The organism is Vibrio sp. 10N.261.51.C6 (genome assembly GCF_041471785.1).
In the GTDB taxonomy this organism is placed as follows: domain Bacteria; phylum Pseudomonadota; class Gammaproteobacteria; order Enterobacterales; family Vibrionaceae; genus Vibrio; species Vibrio crassostreae_C.
Map to the genome: position 1 here is coordinate 41,956 of NZ_JBFRPB010000010.1, position 15,991 is coordinate 57,946.

Annotated in this window: 15 protein-coding genes, 1 tRNA gene, 1 other RNA gene and 1 pseudogene; 6 read left to right on the plus strand and 12 right to left on the minus strand. The window is 45.0% G+C overall.

The genetic code is table 11. The features are described from left to right. The first annotated feature begins 207 nt into the window (after positions 1-207). Positions 208-546, plus strand: coding sequence for a hypothetical protein (locus tag AB4375_RS02455; RefSeq protein WP_082242277.1), 339 nt, complete (start codon positions 208-210; stop codon positions 544-546). Between the two features lie 64 nt (positions 547-610). Here the strand turns inward: AB4375_RS02455 and AB4375_RS02460 are convergent, their stop codons facing one another. The 4 genes from AB4375_RS02460 to AB4375_RS02475 form a co-directional block, all read right to left on the minus strand. Beyond that, positions 611-1,150 (minus strand): lipocalin family protein, encoded by a 540-nt coding sequence (locus AB4375_RS02460; RefSeq protein WP_017062226.1) that lies wholly within the window; start codon positions 1,148-1,150, stop codon positions 611-613. 52 nt (positions 1,151-1,202) lie between these two features. Continuing rightward, a complete protein-coding gene (locus AB4375_RS02465) occupies positions 1,203-1,670 on the minus strand; it encodes a MarR family winged helix-turn-helix transcriptional regulator (protein WP_017062227.1) in 468 nt (155 codons plus the stop codon). Then, a complete protein-coding gene (locus AB4375_RS02470) occupies positions 1,633-2,646 on the minus strand; it encodes a DUF2955 domain-containing protein (protein WP_372050962.1) in 1,014 nt (337 codons plus the stop codon). Before AB4375_RS02470 ends, AB4375_RS02465 begins: the two co-directional genes overlap by 38 nt. A gap of 72 nt (positions 2,647-2,718) precedes the next feature. Next, on the minus strand, positions 2,719-3,768 hold the full coding sequence (locus AB4375_RS02475; RefSeq protein ID WP_017062229.1) for an HlyD family secretion protein: 1,050 nt from the start codon (positions 3,766-3,768) through the stop codon (positions 2,719-2,721). A 286-nt stretch (positions 3,769-4,054) separates the two neighbouring features. On the opposite strand from AB4375_RS02475, the pseudogene AB4375_RS02480 reads away from it, so the two are divergent. Beyond that, positions 4,055-4,805 (plus strand): annotated as a pseudogene (locus AB4375_RS02480) (transporter substrate-binding domain-containing protein). 102 nt (positions 4,806-4,907) lie between these two features. Here AB4375_RS02480 and ffs read toward each other — a convergent pair. Both ffs and AB4375_RS02490 read right to left on the minus strand, forming a co-directional pair. Further along, positions 4,908-5,004, minus strand: an RNA gene (gene ffs / locus AB4375_RS02485) — signal recognition particle sRNA small type. Positions 5,005-5,200: 196 nt separating this feature from the next. Continuing rightward, on the minus strand, positions 5,201-5,944 hold the full coding sequence (locus AB4375_RS02490; RefSeq protein WP_017070265.1) for a hypothetical protein: 744 nt from the start codon (positions 5,942-5,944) through the stop codon (positions 5,201-5,203). A 227-nt stretch (positions 5,945-6,171) separates the two neighbouring features. On the opposite strand from AB4375_RS02490, the gene AB4375_RS02495 reads away from it, so the two are divergent. Then, the gene (locus tag AB4375_RS02495) at positions 6,172-6,474 is read left to right on the plus strand and encodes an MGMT family protein (RefSeq protein ID WP_017058952.1); all 303 of its coding nucleotides are present in this window, start codon (positions 6,172-6,174) and stop codon (positions 6,472-6,474) included. A gap of 75 nt (positions 6,475-6,549) precedes the next feature. Here AB4375_RS02495 and AB4375_RS02500 read toward each other — a convergent pair whose 3' ends face one another. Further along, positions 6,550-6,990 (minus strand): YbaY family lipoprotein, encoded by a 441-nt coding sequence (locus AB4375_RS02500; protein WP_017058951.1) that lies wholly within the window; start codon positions 6,988-6,990, stop codon positions 6,550-6,552. A 168-nt stretch (positions 6,991-7,158) separates the two neighbouring features. Between AB4375_RS02500 and tesB the strand changes: the two genes are divergently transcribed. Continuing rightward, positions 7,159-8,019 (plus strand): acyl-CoA thioesterase II, encoded by an 861-nt coding sequence (tesB, locus tag AB4375_RS02505; RefSeq protein WP_029235187.1) that lies wholly within the window; start codon positions 7,159-7,161, stop codon positions 8,017-8,019. Between the two features lie 133 nt (positions 8,020-8,152). Here the strand turns inward: tesB and AB4375_RS02510 are convergent, their stop codons facing one another. Beyond that, a complete protein-coding gene (locus tag AB4375_RS02510; RefSeq protein WP_017070264.1) occupies positions 8,153-8,818 on the minus strand; it encodes a hypothetical protein in 666 nt (221 codons plus the stop codon). 89 nt (positions 8,819-8,907) lie between these two features. Then, complete coding sequence (locus tag AB4375_RS02515; RefSeq protein WP_017062025.1) at positions 8,908-9,381, minus strand: Lrp/AsnC family transcriptional regulator; 474 nt, start codon at positions 9,379-9,381, stop codon at positions 8,908-8,910. 129 nt (positions 9,382-9,510) lie between these two features. Between AB4375_RS02515 and AB4375_RS02520 the strand changes: the two genes are divergently transcribed. Beyond that, the gene (locus AB4375_RS02520) at positions 9,511-10,578 is read left to right on the plus strand and encodes a PLP-dependent cysteine synthase family protein (RefSeq protein ID WP_017070263.1); all 1,068 of its coding nucleotides are present in this window, start codon (positions 9,511-9,513) and stop codon (positions 10,576-10,578) included. A 90-nt stretch (positions 10,579-10,668) separates the two neighbouring features. On the opposite strand, the gene AB4375_RS02525 is transcribed toward AB4375_RS02520, so the two are convergent. The 3 genes from AB4375_RS02525 to AB4375_RS02535 all read right to left on the minus strand — a co-directional run bounded on the left by AB4375_RS02525 (position 10,669) and on the right by AB4375_RS02535 (position 15,320). After that, on the minus strand, positions 10,669-10,989 hold the full coding sequence (locus tag AB4375_RS02525) for a DUF1244 domain-containing protein (RefSeq protein WP_004736423.1): 321 nt from the start codon (positions 10,987-10,989) through the stop codon (positions 10,669-10,671). Between the two features lie 141 nt (positions 10,990-11,130). Continuing rightward, a complete protein-coding gene (vexH, locus tag AB4375_RS02530) occupies positions 11,131-14,244 on the minus strand; it encodes a vibriobactin export RND transporter permease subunit VexH (protein WP_017070262.1) in 3,114 nt (1,037 codons plus the stop codon). Further along, the gene (locus tag AB4375_RS02535; protein ID WP_017070261.1) at positions 14,244-15,320 is read right to left on the minus strand and encodes an efflux RND transporter periplasmic adaptor subunit; all 1,077 of its coding nucleotides are present in this window, start codon (positions 15,318-15,320) and stop codon (positions 14,244-14,246) included. The genes vexH and AB4375_RS02535 overlap by 1 nt, the downstream gene beginning before the upstream one ends. Before the next feature lie 564 nt (positions 15,321-15,884). Here AB4375_RS02535 and AB4375_RS02540 point away from each other — a divergent pair. Further along, positions 15,885-15,969 (plus strand) — tRNA-Tyr (locus tag AB4375_RS02540). Positions 15,970-15,991: the final 22 nt, after the last annotated feature.

The window sequence follows — 15,991 nt, forward strand, 5'->3', positions numbered from 1 at the left end:
CGACTTATCAGTCTACTCTATAGTCTCTTTCAGCTTTTGTACAAAATTGCGCTTTTGTTTGTTAATACCGTTTTTGTCGTTGGCTTAATAACGTTTTCTAACTGGGAGGAAAGTCTTGGTCTATAACTAGTTGGCAAAAAATTGACAATAATCTAATCATACACGCCAATACTGTCTTCAAATCATCGGCAATAGACCTGATACACCATGAAAAATACGCTAATCCTTTTCTTTTTCCTGAGCCTAACAGGATGTACTCATAACCAATCAAAAGCACTGAGCATGAACTCCTCGTCGGTTAACACATACCCACAATCGATGTCGAACCTGCAACTGTGCGACACCTTGTATTACGGGCGCTCAAGTAACCAGACACTCGCAGCAATTGGCAGTGAATTCAATCGAAGAGGATTATCCAAGAGTTGGTGCGATACCGAAACCAACAAGCTTTATCTAACAAAGACAATTGATTGGGTAACTGACCAAGTAGAAGACAAAGAAGATTCAGAGGAAGAAGCGTCTGCAGTTGTGTTGCCTGCGAATTAGAACGGGTTAGCAATGTTGTTTGCTTGTTAGCCGAGCTACCTAGTCAGGACTAGCCGAACTTACTTTATTGTTCAGGCACATCATTGATATGTTGTGACACACGAACTAGCTTACTGGTTTTAAAACCCATGCTCTGCGCCCGTTCAATCAGCGAGTCTAAGTCTTGTTTGGTGAACTCTGCAGTGCGATACAAGATCTGTAAGGTATTTTTGGTAGGACCCACCAACAAAGCCTGAGTGTAATCTTCATTCAAGAAAATTACCTTTCTCTGCTTCTCATAAGGGCTATTCGCTTCGACTGAAAACCACGCTTCGGTTTGAGAGCCCTTAAATGTTGCGGCTTGTTCTTTGGTCTTCCACTCATTCTTTTTCGCGTTGTAGCCTCGAGTTGTCAGCTTAAGATTACCGTCAGATTCAAATAAAAAGCTAAACGACAAAGAACCGAGCTTTGATTGCAATGGATGCGGGATAAAACAAGCGGAATACCATGTACCAGCGAAGCGTTCGGCATCAAAGTCAGAGGCGGGGATTTTAGACGTAGGTTTACTGCCACGAAACGTAAACAACAGCTTAATCATTAGCATCGCTAATATTTTGTATGTCATGTCACTTACTCTTTATTCGATTGTTATTAGACCCACACCTTCGATCGCATAATCAGTCGACGAATTGGTCTGTTTTTACAAGCTTAGCCAACAAGGTCTGTAACTGCTTGGATTCGTCTTCACTCAACGCACTCTGAAACTGCTCGCTGATACTATCGACCATAGGCTCACAATATTCGGCAAGCTTCTTGCCCTCTTCCGTTAAAGAAAGAAGTTTTACCTTTTTGTTCGTTTCACTCTTGCTGGCCTCAATAAGGTTCAGCTTAATCGCGTTATCAACCAAACGCTTGGTCACAGAGCGATTTCGAAGCAAGTAATTGGTTAACTCTTGCTGAGTGATTTTGCCATGCTTATCTAACACTCGAAGCGCACCAAACATCTCTAGAGAAATGCCCGAAGTGGTGCCCATCTCAGCGGTGACTTGAGCTCGAAACTGTTTGTAAGCAAAGCCCATTAAGAACATAGGATTGCTGTCGAGTGCATCAATTCCGGTGATGGATAATGCTGGTTGATTTTCCATATATAATTCCTTGGCAGACCACTAATAATACCAACACGATGGACATTAACTCTGCACGAAAGTAGGTATCTTGCAAACCAAGATCGGTTGCTGAAACATAGAGTTGCAATGGTAGCATAGTTCCTAACATCGCTTCAGTATGCATACTTCGCACGCCACCACGACTGCCGCTGATCCAAATTGCTATCATGGTCACCAAGCTTGTTAGTCCAATGATATACACCCAATTATAGGAGTGTTGCCCCGCTAACAAGGTTACGAAGACCAACGCCAATGCACAACCACCAACGTGGGCTTGTAAACAGTTTTTCACCACCATTTGATAGTTCATGCGTTCACTTTGCGCAGCCGCAATAATCACAGGCATCATACAGAACGTCGCGGCAATCAAATCGACCATCATCAAAAATGCTAAACCAACTCCAAGCATGACCACATATATCACTCGCTGCTGGTACGTCACAGGAACACTTTGCATTGGCAGCGGCGACATCGCTTTGGGCGGCTTTAAGAACAGCATCACAAATCTCACCACAACCATGGTCGTCACCATGCTCACTGCTATATCGCGAACCCAGTCCGTCATCGGCATTGGGCCATGTTGTGCAAACACAATCACCAAAAACCAATTGAGCAATGGGATGTAGATTTTCCCAAGTTTGGCAGGCGTGTCGGCCCAACTTCTTGCTAAATCAAATACCCATAAACTGATCCCCCAAACCACTGCCGGGTGTGAGGCAAATAACTGATCGACAAGCAGAGCCACACAAGCGACACCCAAGATAGGGAGAAACGCTTTGAGCATACCTCTCACTGAGTAGTCGTTAATCTTGGTCGCCGCCATTACCGGATAAAGAGCGAGGTACGCCGCAACACCTAGCTGTAGCCAAAGTTGAGCCAACATACCCAAAGACACGATAGCGCTGATCCAAGCTACTTCAGACCAGTTAATCGGGCCTCGAACTTCGTTATTCATAATCTGCCTCTTAGGTCGTAAATCGTTATTTCGTCAGTGGGTATTCAGTTAGTCGATGATTGAAGAGCACAGTTAAACTAGGTAACGAATGCGAGCTAGCACTTCCATCCATGCACTTCCGATCACATCCCAAAACGTCGCTTCAGGCACCACCATCACGCTCACTTTAGAGCCTGAGAACAATGAGTGATCAAGTGACGGCAACGTTACTTGTGTACGCACTTTTTGTTGGTCTCGAATCCAGCGATCATCATTCACGACTTTCGCGAGGCCGCTGTTGTCGCTGCTCGCATCATAGATAGCCAGTTCACGACCTTGAATATTTCCCTCAAACACCTCACCAGGCATTGCATCAAACACCAAACGAACGGTTGTTCCCGCAGTCAGATTTGCACTGCCCTTTTCGTTGAAGTCTGCGTTAATCCAAGCATGCTGGCGATCAACCAAAAACAAAACGGGGCTGCCAGCGCCAACATAGGTTCCTGAGTTAAGGTTGAGATTGCTGATTACGCCATCAACAGGCGCGACGATTGTCGTTTTGTCCAAATCCAATTGCGCCAGTTCAACGCGAGTTCGAGCAACAGCCAAAGCACCGTTGTCGCTGCTTTTCTCAAGCTCAGCTTTTATCTGCTCAATATCGGCTTGCGCAGCTTCGACGGCTTGCTGTCTTACAATCGTGTCCGATCGGCTATCGTCTAGCGTTTCTTGGCTAACAAGTTTTCTCGAAATCAATTGCTGGTTACGCTTCAATTTTCTCTCGGCATTCAGAGCTTCGTGTTGGCGCTGACGTAACGTCGCTTCCGCGCCATGCAAGTGCTGCTTGTTTGCTTCATAGCTTTGCTCTGCTTCAACCAAAGCCGCTTCAGCCTGAGTTAACGCCAATTCAAAACGAGTTGGATCTAAGCGAACTAGCAGTTCCCCTTTTTTTACATCCTGACCATTCTTAACAGCCAACTCCACCACTGGCGCCGACACTTCTGCAGCAATACGGCTGGTTGGAATGTGCAATTGAGCTTGAGTTGTGAACGGCGCAAGGTTGTCACTTGCCACCAAGAAAAGAGCAAACAAGGCACTGGTGCCAAGTGTTAGATAGAGCATCCATTGATACGCTTTATTAGCCATAATGTTTCACCTACAACAAAATAATGCGCTCATTGTATTGATTTTTGTTTCAGATGCAACATAAATCAAAGGTGAGTATCTTAAAGATCTTGCGAGAAGTACAGCAAGCTACTGTTTATGAAAGATATAAATAGAAATTTAGATACGAAAAAGTCGTGTAGTTAGTTTGGGAAGCAAGAGTTCCAGAAGTTATCTAATGCCTTTGCTCACAATGATATGCATTAACATTGATATTCTTTAACATTTGATTAACCAACTTATCCATTAAAACTATAAGGAAATAAAAATGAAGTGGATATTTGTTGTATTCGTCAGTGTTTTCTCAGTATTTACTTACGCAAAAGATTGGAAGCAAATCCGATTTACGGTGGAAGGAGCATACCCACCATTCAGCTGGACAACGCAAGATGGTGAATTAGAGGGGTTTGAAGTCGATTTAGCCAACGCCTTGTGTGTCGAATTAGAAGTAAAATGTATCATCTCAAAAACTGACAGGGACGGGATTATCCCTTCGCTTTTAAGCCGTAAAAACGATGCAATTATAGCGGCTATGACAATTACCGAAGAACGTGAAAAGAAAGTTAACTTCACGATGCCTTACGCTAAAGTTCCCACTCGTTTTGTCATGGAAAAAGGGCGTGAAATCAATATGGATGACGGCAGCTTAAATGAACTAACAATTGGAGTTCAGCGCGCTACCATTGGTGACAAATACCTTTCCGAGATCTACCCAAATGTAGATATCAAGCGTTATGGATCATTCGACGAAGCCTTTACCGATTTACTCAACGGGCGCCTAGATAGCTTCTATGGGACTCAATACGGGCTTTCTTGAAACGGAGCAAGGTAAGGACTACCACTTTACGGGTCCTAAATTTACAGAAGAAAAATGGTTCGGGCGTGGTATTGGTGTCGCGGTACGAAAACAAGATAATGAACTCAAAGATCTTATTGATGACGGTATCCAGCGCTTGATCGACAATGGTCAGCATCAAAAAATCGCAAGTAAGTATTTTTCATACAGCATTTACGAATAGTTTGGTATGCAGTGTGGACTAAACTAATTGCGAACTGTGTTCACTTTAGAAAGCATCAGATAGCAAAAAGCCGCTCATAAAGAGCGGCTTTTTTAAGGGGTGGGAACCCAGCCACATCCCGGCACACAAGTCACTCGCTGCGGCTGCTCCCTTCCAGGCCTGACCGAGTTCACGAGCTATTGTTGCGGGAGGACCAGGCCCCCATAGATTCGTTTTCTAAGAGGCTTGCCTCAAAGAGTGATTGGATTATTAAGCATCACAGCAACCATTGCAAGCCCTTCCACCCTATTTTTGAACAATTGCGGTCTAAGTGCTTATCCTTTATTCAAACCACTAGAAAATCGCAGGTAAATTCACCATTTACCTGCATTTGGAAGGTTTGGATTACTGGAGTACTAGATATCGATATCTTCGTTATCTTCTGTGCGAATGATGTAGTCTGTCATCCACGCGGTGCCTAATAGACACAACCATACTACAAAAACTGGACTAGGTACTTCGATACTTGGGGTAATCACCAAAGCCGCAAAACCAACCGTTGGCAGTGTCCAACATAATAGTTTATTCCAGCGGAAGGTTTTCAAGCGCGTCAGCGTTTCCATCGATGCCATGATGCCCGTTACACACAAGGCAACCAAAGCGGCATAAGGTAAATCGGCTATCCATAATGGAAGTATTAAGCCTAATGACCACCAGCTGTGTCGGCTAGCAGGCTTAAGATGATTTGCCGCCCACCAAATCACGATGATTGATAAGGTTTGAAGTGTGGTAACCCACGGGACGCCTTCAAGCTTGCCTGCTGATTGTGTCACCATGATCCCGACCTGCAAAGTAGTCACAATCAAGCCGGAAATAATCACGACCGACAAACTACTGCGTCTTGAAAAGACCACCATCAATAGCGGGAACAGTACCCACGCACTGACAGACAGCGTGATAGGCTGCAAAGGAAGGGTTAGACCATAAGTGGTCATGGCAGCAAGCAAAGCTAATCCTGCTATGCCTCCCTGCGGTAAAATCCATAAGGCAGGAATGACCATTGCAAGCACCGGGATATCTCCCTCACTTAAACTGATTGCTCTCGCGCAAACAACCGCTAATAATGTGGTGATCAAGAACTGAAACGTTGTAAATACCATAGCCCTCTCCTTCTACCGATCCGTGGTACCATACCAATCGTAGTAATTAACTGGTCACCCTAGCTTGTTAAAAAACTCGATAACCTCGTTAGATTTTTTGATTGTAGAATAACTACTTATCAAAGCTTCTTATCAAAAAGAGCTGCCTTGCTCTCAAGCTTTTTCCCTGCGCTATTTTTGAACACTTACTTACTGTGATTGGTATTTATGAACTAGGAACATTTAGTATGGACCAATTTTTAAGCCAAATCTTTGCTGTGATTCACCAAATTCCATATGGGAAAGTAACAACTTATGGAGACATAGCACGTTTTTCAGGATTTCCGGGCTATGCGCGCCATGTTGGTAAAGCGCTGGGTAACCTGCCAGAAGGTAGCAAACTGCCTTGGTATCGAGTGATAAACAGCAAGGGTGAAATATCTTTAAAGGCTGATTCGTTCGACAGACAAAAGCAGCATTTGGTTAAAGAAGGGGTTGAGGTGAGTGATGCAGGAAAAGTTAAACTCAGAATATACAAATGGCAGCCCTAGAGCTGCCACTAATCGTCAATTCAACTGGCTAAGTTAAGCCAATCAAGATGTCTTAACAGTGGCATCGATTTCTGATTAACGAACACCAACCAAACGTAGGTCTGCTTGCTGTGTATTTTCTACATCAGTAATTACTGACTTAATCGTGTCCGTTATGAAACGCAGTTTACCGTCAACATGAATCGATGCGCGCATGTTGTAACGGTGGTTAGCTTTAATTTTGTCGTTGTCGTAGCTCAGCTCGAATGCGAACGGTACTTGCTTACCGTCTGTGGTGAACTCTTGAGTTGCGATAACCGTCGATGGTGCATCAGCCAGTGAGATATCTTCTAGCGTAACGGTAACCACTGCATTCTCTGGCAATGCAATTCTTTCACGGTAGCTTACTGTTCCTGAAATCACTTGAGTGTTCTCTGCAACCACTTCTTGAGAAGCGCTCGTTTCTGATGTTGCTTGGCAACCAACAAGTAGGCCAAACGATACTAAAGACGTAATAAGAATTAGAGCCTTTTTCATATTCAATTTCTCTCAACATGTTTGCCGGACTCGGCAAATCTACTCACCAATTATAAGAGAGCTTTCATATTCTGTCTTGAAACCCTATGATTTATTGACAGATATCTGACTAAGCTAAATGATTAACACCATAATCTGACACCCATTTTACGAAGAGGAATGCTGGCGATGAGTCAACCTTTACAAGAATTACTAAGTTTACTTCAGCTAGAAAAACTGGAAGAAGGTTTATTCCGTGGGCAAAGTGAGAACCTAGGCCTACCACAGGTATACGGCGGTCAGGTATTGGGACAAGCGCTTTCTGCTGCTCGTTATACCGTTCAAGACGACCGTAGTGTTCACTCGTTCCACAGTTATTTTCTGTTTCCCGGCGATCCTGAAAAGCCAATCATTTACGATGTTGAGAACCTACGAGATGGACGCAGCTTTAGCACACGCCGTGTAAAAGCGATTCAAAATGGCCGCCCTATTTTCTATCTCACTGCTTCTTATCATGGCGATGCGCCAGGGTTTGAGCACCAGATTTCAATGCCTGATATTCCGGGACCAGAGAACTTTGCCTCAGAAACTGAATTAGCGAGCCACATTGCGGAATTCTTACCAGAGAAACTGCGCAAAACCTTCTGTGGCGAAAAGCCGATTGAGATGCGTCCGGTGACGGTGGTAAACCCACTGAAACCTAAGAAGACGGAAGCGAAACAATACCTTTGGGTAAGAGCGAATGGCGCGATGCCAGACAACCACTTGATCCACCAATACCTGCTTGCCTACGCATCGGATTGGGGATTCTTAGTGACGGCGCTTCACCCACATGAAGTCTCTATCATGACGCCAAATTTTCAAGTGGCGACGATTGACCACTCAATCTGGTTCCACCGCCCATTCAAAATGGACGAATGGCTGCTTTATGCGATTGAAAGCCCAACGGCAGCGAACACTCGCGGCCTAGTGCGCGGCGAGATCTTCAACCAGAAAGGTGAGCTGGTAGCGACAGCAGTACAAGAAGGTGTGATGCGTTTTACTAAATAGCACTCAAATAAATAGCGGATAAACGCTTCTTACAAGCCCCAAATACGCACAAACAAAAAGAGGCTAGGTTTAATACCTAGCCTCTTTCTTTAATGACGCCTAAGAAAACTCGTCACGCAAAAATCAATAAAACCTACTCAACTTCTAACGTTGGCTCAAACTCGCCTTGAACTCGCGTTTTAATGCCATCACCTGCGTCTCGTAGAAGGTTAAATGGCGATAACACTACGCCTTTCACCGCGCCCTCAGCGGCTCCCTGAGCGAGTTCCTTACTCTTATCAGCTAACAAATTAGCTTGTGCCAAAATACCTGGGACTTCCGCTCGTAGCATTTCAGATTCCGTGACGATGACAGGAATAGTCTGTTCGCGGTAAGACTTACTTTCAGCGAGCATTGGTGGCATTACGTCTACGCGGTATCTCTTTAATTCAGTTAATGTTGGTGGAATAACATCGGTTCTTACCTGCTCGACTTCCGTTCGAACATTTTTCACTTCATCTAATATCGCAGGGATTTTGTTGTCGACCGAGGCTACGGTTTGATTCACATCATCGATCGTCTTTCTAACTTCTTCGACAGTGTTTAACACCTGAGGAGCAAGATCGCTGACATGTTCTGCAAGCGCTAATAGCTCTTCTACTTTGAGCCCTTTGGTGAGGCCCGATATGTCTTCGATAACTTGCGGGTAAGTATCAACGATTTCACCGACTTTATTAGTCAATGAGTAGATGGTGTAACCCAAGTAAAAAATGGCGACCGCCAGTACCAGCTGGATAGCGGTAGATACTTTTGCAAACATGAATAATCCTTTTCTTTATCGCAGAGACGAGATCTAAACTGAGAAGATAGTTAAACTAAAGCGATAGTTAATCTATTACTAGGCGCAGCTTAAAGCGGCAATGCTGTCGTGTACTTCAATGGTTCCATCGCAAACGTCGAGGTCACATTAGAGATACCATCAATGCTATTCACCAAGCGCTTATAGAAATCATCAAAGCACTTCATGTCTTTAACCTGCACCTTCATCATATAATCGTACTCGCCAGCCATACGATAGAATTCCATGACTTCTGGGAATTCCGACACAGTATTCACAAAACGACCATACCACTCATGAGAATGATCACTGGTTTTCACCAATACGAACGCAGTAAAGGAAAGATCCAGTTTTTCCGGGTTCAGCAGTGCAACTCTTTTCTCAATAATGCCGTTCTCTTCCAGACGCTTTAAGCGTTTCCAGCAAGGCGTTGTGGTGAGGTTGACGGCTTCAGAAATGTCATTCAATGACAGGGTGCTGTCTTCTTGCAGTAATCCTAATATTTTTTTATCTACGGCATCTATCACACTTTCACCAAATCGCATTTAAAGAGAATTATTTTCTACAATTTAAGCAAAACAAAGCAAATATGGCAAAGTTTTTCTCTCTAATTGTAGCTAAATTAGAACCATACCAATTACAAAGAATTCCTACACTCGATCAGGAGAACGCTTATGTGCACTGACCATCAATGGATTAACAACGCGATTCGTAAAATTGAAGCGGACTACCAACGCTCAGCGGATACGCACCTTATCAAGCTCGAACTACCAAGTATCGAAGGCATTGATGTTTACCTTAAAGATGAAAGCACACACCCAACGGGCTCTTTGAAGCACCGCTTAGCGCGTTCTCTGTTCTTATACGCTATCTGTAACGGTTGGGTTGGCCCAGAAACAACGATCATTGAATCTTCATCGGGTAGCACTGCGGTATCTGAAGCCTACTTTGCTCGCCTACTAGGTCTTCCGTTTATCGCAGTGATGCCAAAGTGCACAGCGAAGAAGAAAATTGAGCAGATTGAATTCTACGGAGGCCAAGCGCATCTTGTGGATCGCTCAGATGAAATTTACGATGAGTCTCGCCGTTTAGCAGAAGAGCTGAATGGCCATTACATGGACCAATTTACTTACGCTGAGCGCGCAACCGACTGGCGTGGTAACAACAACATCGCGAACTCGATTTTCAATCAAATGCAGATGGAAGATCACCCAGTCCCAGCTTGGGTAGTAATGAGCCCAGGTACTGGCGGTACTTCTGCAACTATCGGCCGCTTCATTCGCTACCAACAGCATGAAACTAAGCTTTGTGTTGTCGACCCTGAAAACTCTGTATTCCACGAATACTTCCAAACCGGCAATGCGAACGTGAAAGGCAATACATTCAGCAAGATTGAAGGTATTGGTCGCCCACGAGCAGAGCCAAGCTTCATTCCTGGTGTGGTTGACGAAATGCGAAAAATCCCAGACGCAGCAAGTATCGCAACGACACATTGGTTATCTGACATTCTTGGCCGCAAGGTTGGCGCATCAACCGGTACTAACATGTACGGTGTGCTTCAGCTAGCCAGTGAGATGAAAGCACGTGGCGAAACAGGGTCTATCGTGACTTTGCTATGTGATAGCGGTGAACGTTACCTAGACACTTACTTCAATGACGAGTGGGTAAATCTGAATATCGGTGACCTACAACCTTATGCAGCGAAACTAGAAGCTTTCTCGCAAACGGGTGAGTTGGCTTAACCACAGAACAAACACCGACGCAAAAATAAAAAGAGCCCTGATGGGCTCTTTTTTGGTTTGTTCTATTCATCAATTTCTAGCGAGAACAAATTATTCTGGCTTCTGCTTCGCTTCAAACGCCGCTAGTTGCTCAGGTGTCGCTTTTGGCTGATGGTTTTGTTTCCACTCATCGTAAGTCATGCCGTATACGCGCTCACGAGCGTCATCGATATCCAAGTCTAGGCCTTGTTGCTCTGCTTCCGCTTTATACCACTTGCTGAAACAGTTACGGCAGAAGCCAGCCAAGATCATAAGGTCGATGTTCTGAACATCCTTATTGTTGTCTAAGTGTGCTAGCAGACGACGAAAGGTTGCTGCATCTAGCTTATCTTGTTCTTCTTGAGAAAGATCTTTGTATTTAAATTCAGCCACTTTACTTTCCTTTATTCGATTTATTGTATTAATTCGTTGAGCTCTGTTTGTTATACAAAAAAAGCCTGCCATTCGCTAGGAGCAAACGCAGGCTTTTCAATATTGTTACACTATTGCATGTTCATTAGCCGTGCGTGTTCATTAACCGTGACTGCTTCTTCCCACGTTATCGTGGCTCAGCTCTTTATTTAGAACCGCTTCCACATGACCCGGAGAGCGTGTTGAGCCAGAAATCAGTCGATACATCGCAGGGATTACGAACAGAGTTACCAATGTCGCGAAGCCCATACCGAAGAAGATAACCGTACCCACAGCCACTCGGCTTTCATAGCCTGCGCCCGTTGAAGTAATCAATGGAATTGCACCAGCCAGCGTCGTGAATGCCGTCATCATGATTGGACGTAAGCGTCGAGCAGAAGCATCAATGATCGCCTTTTCAAACTCAATACCACGGTCACGAAGTTGGTTAGCAAACTCTACGATCAAGATACCGTTTTTGGTTACCATACCGATCAACATGATCATACCAATCTGGCTGTAGACGTTGAGCCCTTGACTCATCAGCACCAAGCCTAAGAAGCCACCGAAGATACCCATAGGTACGGTGAACATCACCACCAGCGGGTTAATGAAGCTTTCAAACTGCGCGGCCAGTACCAAGTATGCGACCAGCATCGCTAGCGCAAACACCACTAGGATACTTGATTGGTTCTCTTTAAAGTCTTTTGACTCGCCAGAGTAGCTCACTGAAATATCACCCGGTAGCTGTTCAATCGCTTGTTCATCAAGGAAATCGAGCGCGTCACCCAGCGTGTAACCTTCCATTAGGTTCGCTTTAATGGTCACCGATTTCTGCTTGTTGTAGTGCGACAAACGAATCGATGAAGCCACTTCTTCAATGTGCGTCAGCGTATCAAGTGTAACCAGCTCACCAGACTGAGTTCGCATGTAGATTTGGCTTAGATCGTTCGCGTTGTTGAAGCTGTTTTCATCACCACGCAGATACACGTCGTACTCTTCACCACGGTCAACGAAGGTCGTTTCACTGCGGCCGCCAAGCATGATTTCTAACGTATCTGAAATGTCTGAAACGCTAACACCTAGCTCTGCTGCACGCTGCTTATCTACGGTTACCAATAGCTCTGGTGTTTTCTCAGAGTAATCGATGTCCGCGCCTTCCATCATTGGAGAATCTTCAGCCGCTTGCTTTAAGAGCTCTGCCCACTTCTGAAGTTCAGAGTAATCAGAACCGCCAAGTACGAATTGAACAGGCTCACTTGAACCACCTTTGAAGCCCGGCATGAACGGGAATACACGCACATCTGGAATGCCGTTCAACGATTTACGAACTTCGTTCAACGCTTCTTGTGCGGTAACGTCACGCTCATCCCAGTCTTCTAGGATCATGATTACGAAGCCCGTTTGGTCACCCGCATTACCACCAAACGCTGGTGATTGAATACTGAATGACTTCAAGAAGCCCTGACCAAGCAATGGCATTAAGCGTTCTTCAACGATGTCCATGTTGGCAGACATACGGTTGTAACTGGTTGCATCGGCACCACGAACAAACGCAAATATAACCCCACGGTCTTCTTGTGGCGTCAGTTGCGACGGCACTTGTTGCATCAAGCCATAACTACCGCCCATACACGCGATAATGATGATTGGAGCGGCCCAACGCCAGTTAAGAGCACGGCGCAATACCGCGCGGTATCCAGACTCAAGCTTGCCAAATACGCGCTCGACAAACAAATTGAAACGGTTTGGTTTAACGTTCGCTTTAAGGATCTTACTGCCTAGCACTGGCGTTAGCGTTAATGCGACTAGCGACGAGAAGATCACCGACATCGCAAGCAATACAGAAAACTCGGTAAACAATAGGCCAACCATGCCGTCCATGAACGAGATTGGTAGGAATACCATTACCAATACAAGCGTTGTTGCGATTACCGCGAAGCCTACTTCACGAGTACCTTTATAGGCAGCAAGCAGAGGTGACTCACCACGTTCGATATGGTGGAAAATGTTCTCAACCACCACGATCGCATCATCTACCACCAAACCAATCGACAGGATAAGTGCCATCAAGGTAATCAGGTTGATAGAGAAACCGAAGTAGTACGCGGCAATAAACGACGAGATCAGAGATACAGGTACGGTTACCGCTGGAATAAGTGTTGCACGTGCTTGACCAATAAAGATATAAAGCACAAGGATAACCAAGCCACCCGTGATAAAGAGCGTGCTGTAAACCTCAGAGATTGAGCGGTCGATAAAGACAGTTGAGTCATAGTCGACAGCTAAACGAGTACCGTCTGGCAAGAACTTTTGAATTGCTTCGACTTCTTTATGGACTAAGTCAGCCACCTCAAGTGGGTTCGCATCTGACTGAGGCACGATACCCATACTTACGTTAACAACGCCGTCACTCTTAAAGGTCGAGTTCTCGTTTTCTGCGCCAATGTAAACATCCGCTACGTCTTTCAAGTAGATAGGTGTGTTATCAGAGGCACGTTTAACGACTAGGTATTCGAAATCTTCAGCTTCAGTGTAAGAACGAGCAGTACGAACCGACATCACAATCGCATCGTTACGTACTTCACCACCCGGGCTTTCAATGTTCTCACTGTTCAACGCAGATGTGATGTCGGAGGTAGTAACACCACGACCCGCCATCTGCGCAGGTTTCAGCTTGACGTACATTACTTTGTACAAGCCACCTGAGATATCCACCGAGCTCACGCCAGAAATCAAACTAAAGCGGTCAATCAACACACGTTCGGTGTAGTCGGTTAACTGCGTTCGGTCCATCTCTGTCGAACTTAAGTTGATGTAGACCGAAGCTTCACCACTACCATTGTTCTTATAAACAATTGGGTCGTCGGCTTCATCGGGCAATGAACGCTGCGCACGAGCTACAGCATCACGAACATCACTCACACCGGTATTGAGGTCGTAACCAAGCTCAAAAGTAATCGTGATACGCGACATACCGTTACGCGTTGTGGATTCGATCTCATCGATACCACTGATGCCGGATAACTGGTCTTCAAGGTTGGAGGTTATTTGGCTTTCAATGATGGTGGCAGACGCACCCTCATAACGAGTACTGATCGATACTACCGGGCTTTCAATATCTGGCATCTCACGAACCGCGAGCTTATTGAAAGAGACAATACCAAACACAACCAATAGTAGGCTCAATACGACGGCCGCTACTGGTCTCTTTACAGAAACATCAGATAACAACATTAGTTAGCGCCTTCTTGTGCTTTTTTATCACTTGCTGCATCAGCTGGGCGATTAACGGCAAGCTCTTGAACCAAGACGCCGTCACGCATGTTCACGATACCTTGCACCACGATCTTCTGGCCAATTTCGATGCCTTTGTCGATCACGACTTCGTTATCGATACGTGCCCCAAGGAAAACTTCTGTACGAGTTGCTTTATTATCTTCGTCGATAACATAAACGAAACGCTTCGTACCTGAATACTCAAGCGCTTGAACTGGAATGATTGGCGCTTCCACTGGTGGGAAGTCCATATCCGCCGCCACTAACATACCTGGCTTTAGATAATCATTATTGTTGTCGAAGTGGATTCGAACTCGAAGGTTCAAGGTTTCAGCGTTAATACGAGAATCAATGCCTACTACAGTACCAGTGAACTGAGTGTCGCCCCATGCGCTAGTGCGAGCCGTTACTTTCATACCTTTAGACAGTTTAGAAAGGTAGCGCTCCGGGATCTGCAGATCTAATTGCATTACCGATAGGTCATCTAAGGTCACGAGTTCAGTACCTGCTGTCACCATTTTACCGCGGCTAAAGTCGATAAAACCAACAGTGCCCGAGAATGGCGCGCTGATGTGAAGATCTTTCAGATTGGCATTTGCAGCAGCTAAACGAGCGTTGGCAATCTCTACGTTCGTTTTCTGAGCGTCAATTTCAGTTTGCGTGATCGCGTTACGTTTCACTAGGCGTTGAAATTCCGCTAGCTTACGTTGCTCGTCTTTTAGATAAGCTTGCGCTTCTGCAACTGCCGCTTTTGCTTTGTCATCGTCGAGTTGAACCAACATCTGCCCTTTAGTGACATCTTGATTGGCTTTAATGTTGATAGAGTCCACTCTGCCAGCCACTTCAGAAGTGATCATTACCGATTGGTCGGCTTCTAGCTTACCGACCAACGAAAGAGATTGGCTAACTTGGTGAATATCAACCTGCTCAGTAACAACAGTGACAGTGCTTGGGCCCATACGTTTAGCGAGTACGGCTGGAGACGCCATAAGAATAGACAAGCTAAGCAGGGTTAAAACAGATTTACGCTTCATAATAATGGTCTGCAAGTAAGTTTATACCAATCACAGTGAGTAAGTGGTCAGAAATAGCGTAGGGAAAAGGCTTGAGAACAAGGCAGCTCTTTTCAACAGATAGTTTCGATAAGTAGTTATTCTACAATCAAAATATCTGACGCTGTTCTCGAGCATTTTAGCAAGCTAGAATGACAAGTTACTTACTACGATAGGTAATTTTATCTATAAATGAAATTAACCGTATTCTATCAACTGATGAATGCTGTAACGTCAAGAAGTGTAAATCTAGATTAAATTCCATTTACGTTTCATCACGTTTTAGACACATTGAACACAATACAGAAAGCCTGTCACCTCAAGGTGTTACCTATCAGTACGTAAACCTTAGTACAGATGTTCACTTCACGAGCAATATGCGTACTTTTCGCCATCTTTGCCCAAAAAGGCAGCATTTAACACAAAACCATAAGAAAAACCCTTTACAGGTTTAGCGTGTTTGCTATGATGCGCTCCGCACTTGAGAGATGCGTTGGGAAAAACATCTCTTTAGCCTATCCATTATGAGTTAGGAAAAAACACCCTGGAGGGGTTCCCGAGTGGCCAAAGGGAGCAGACTGTAAATCTGCCGGCACTGCCTTCGATGGTTCGAATCCGTCTCCCTCCACCATATTCTTCTTACCTCTTTTAAG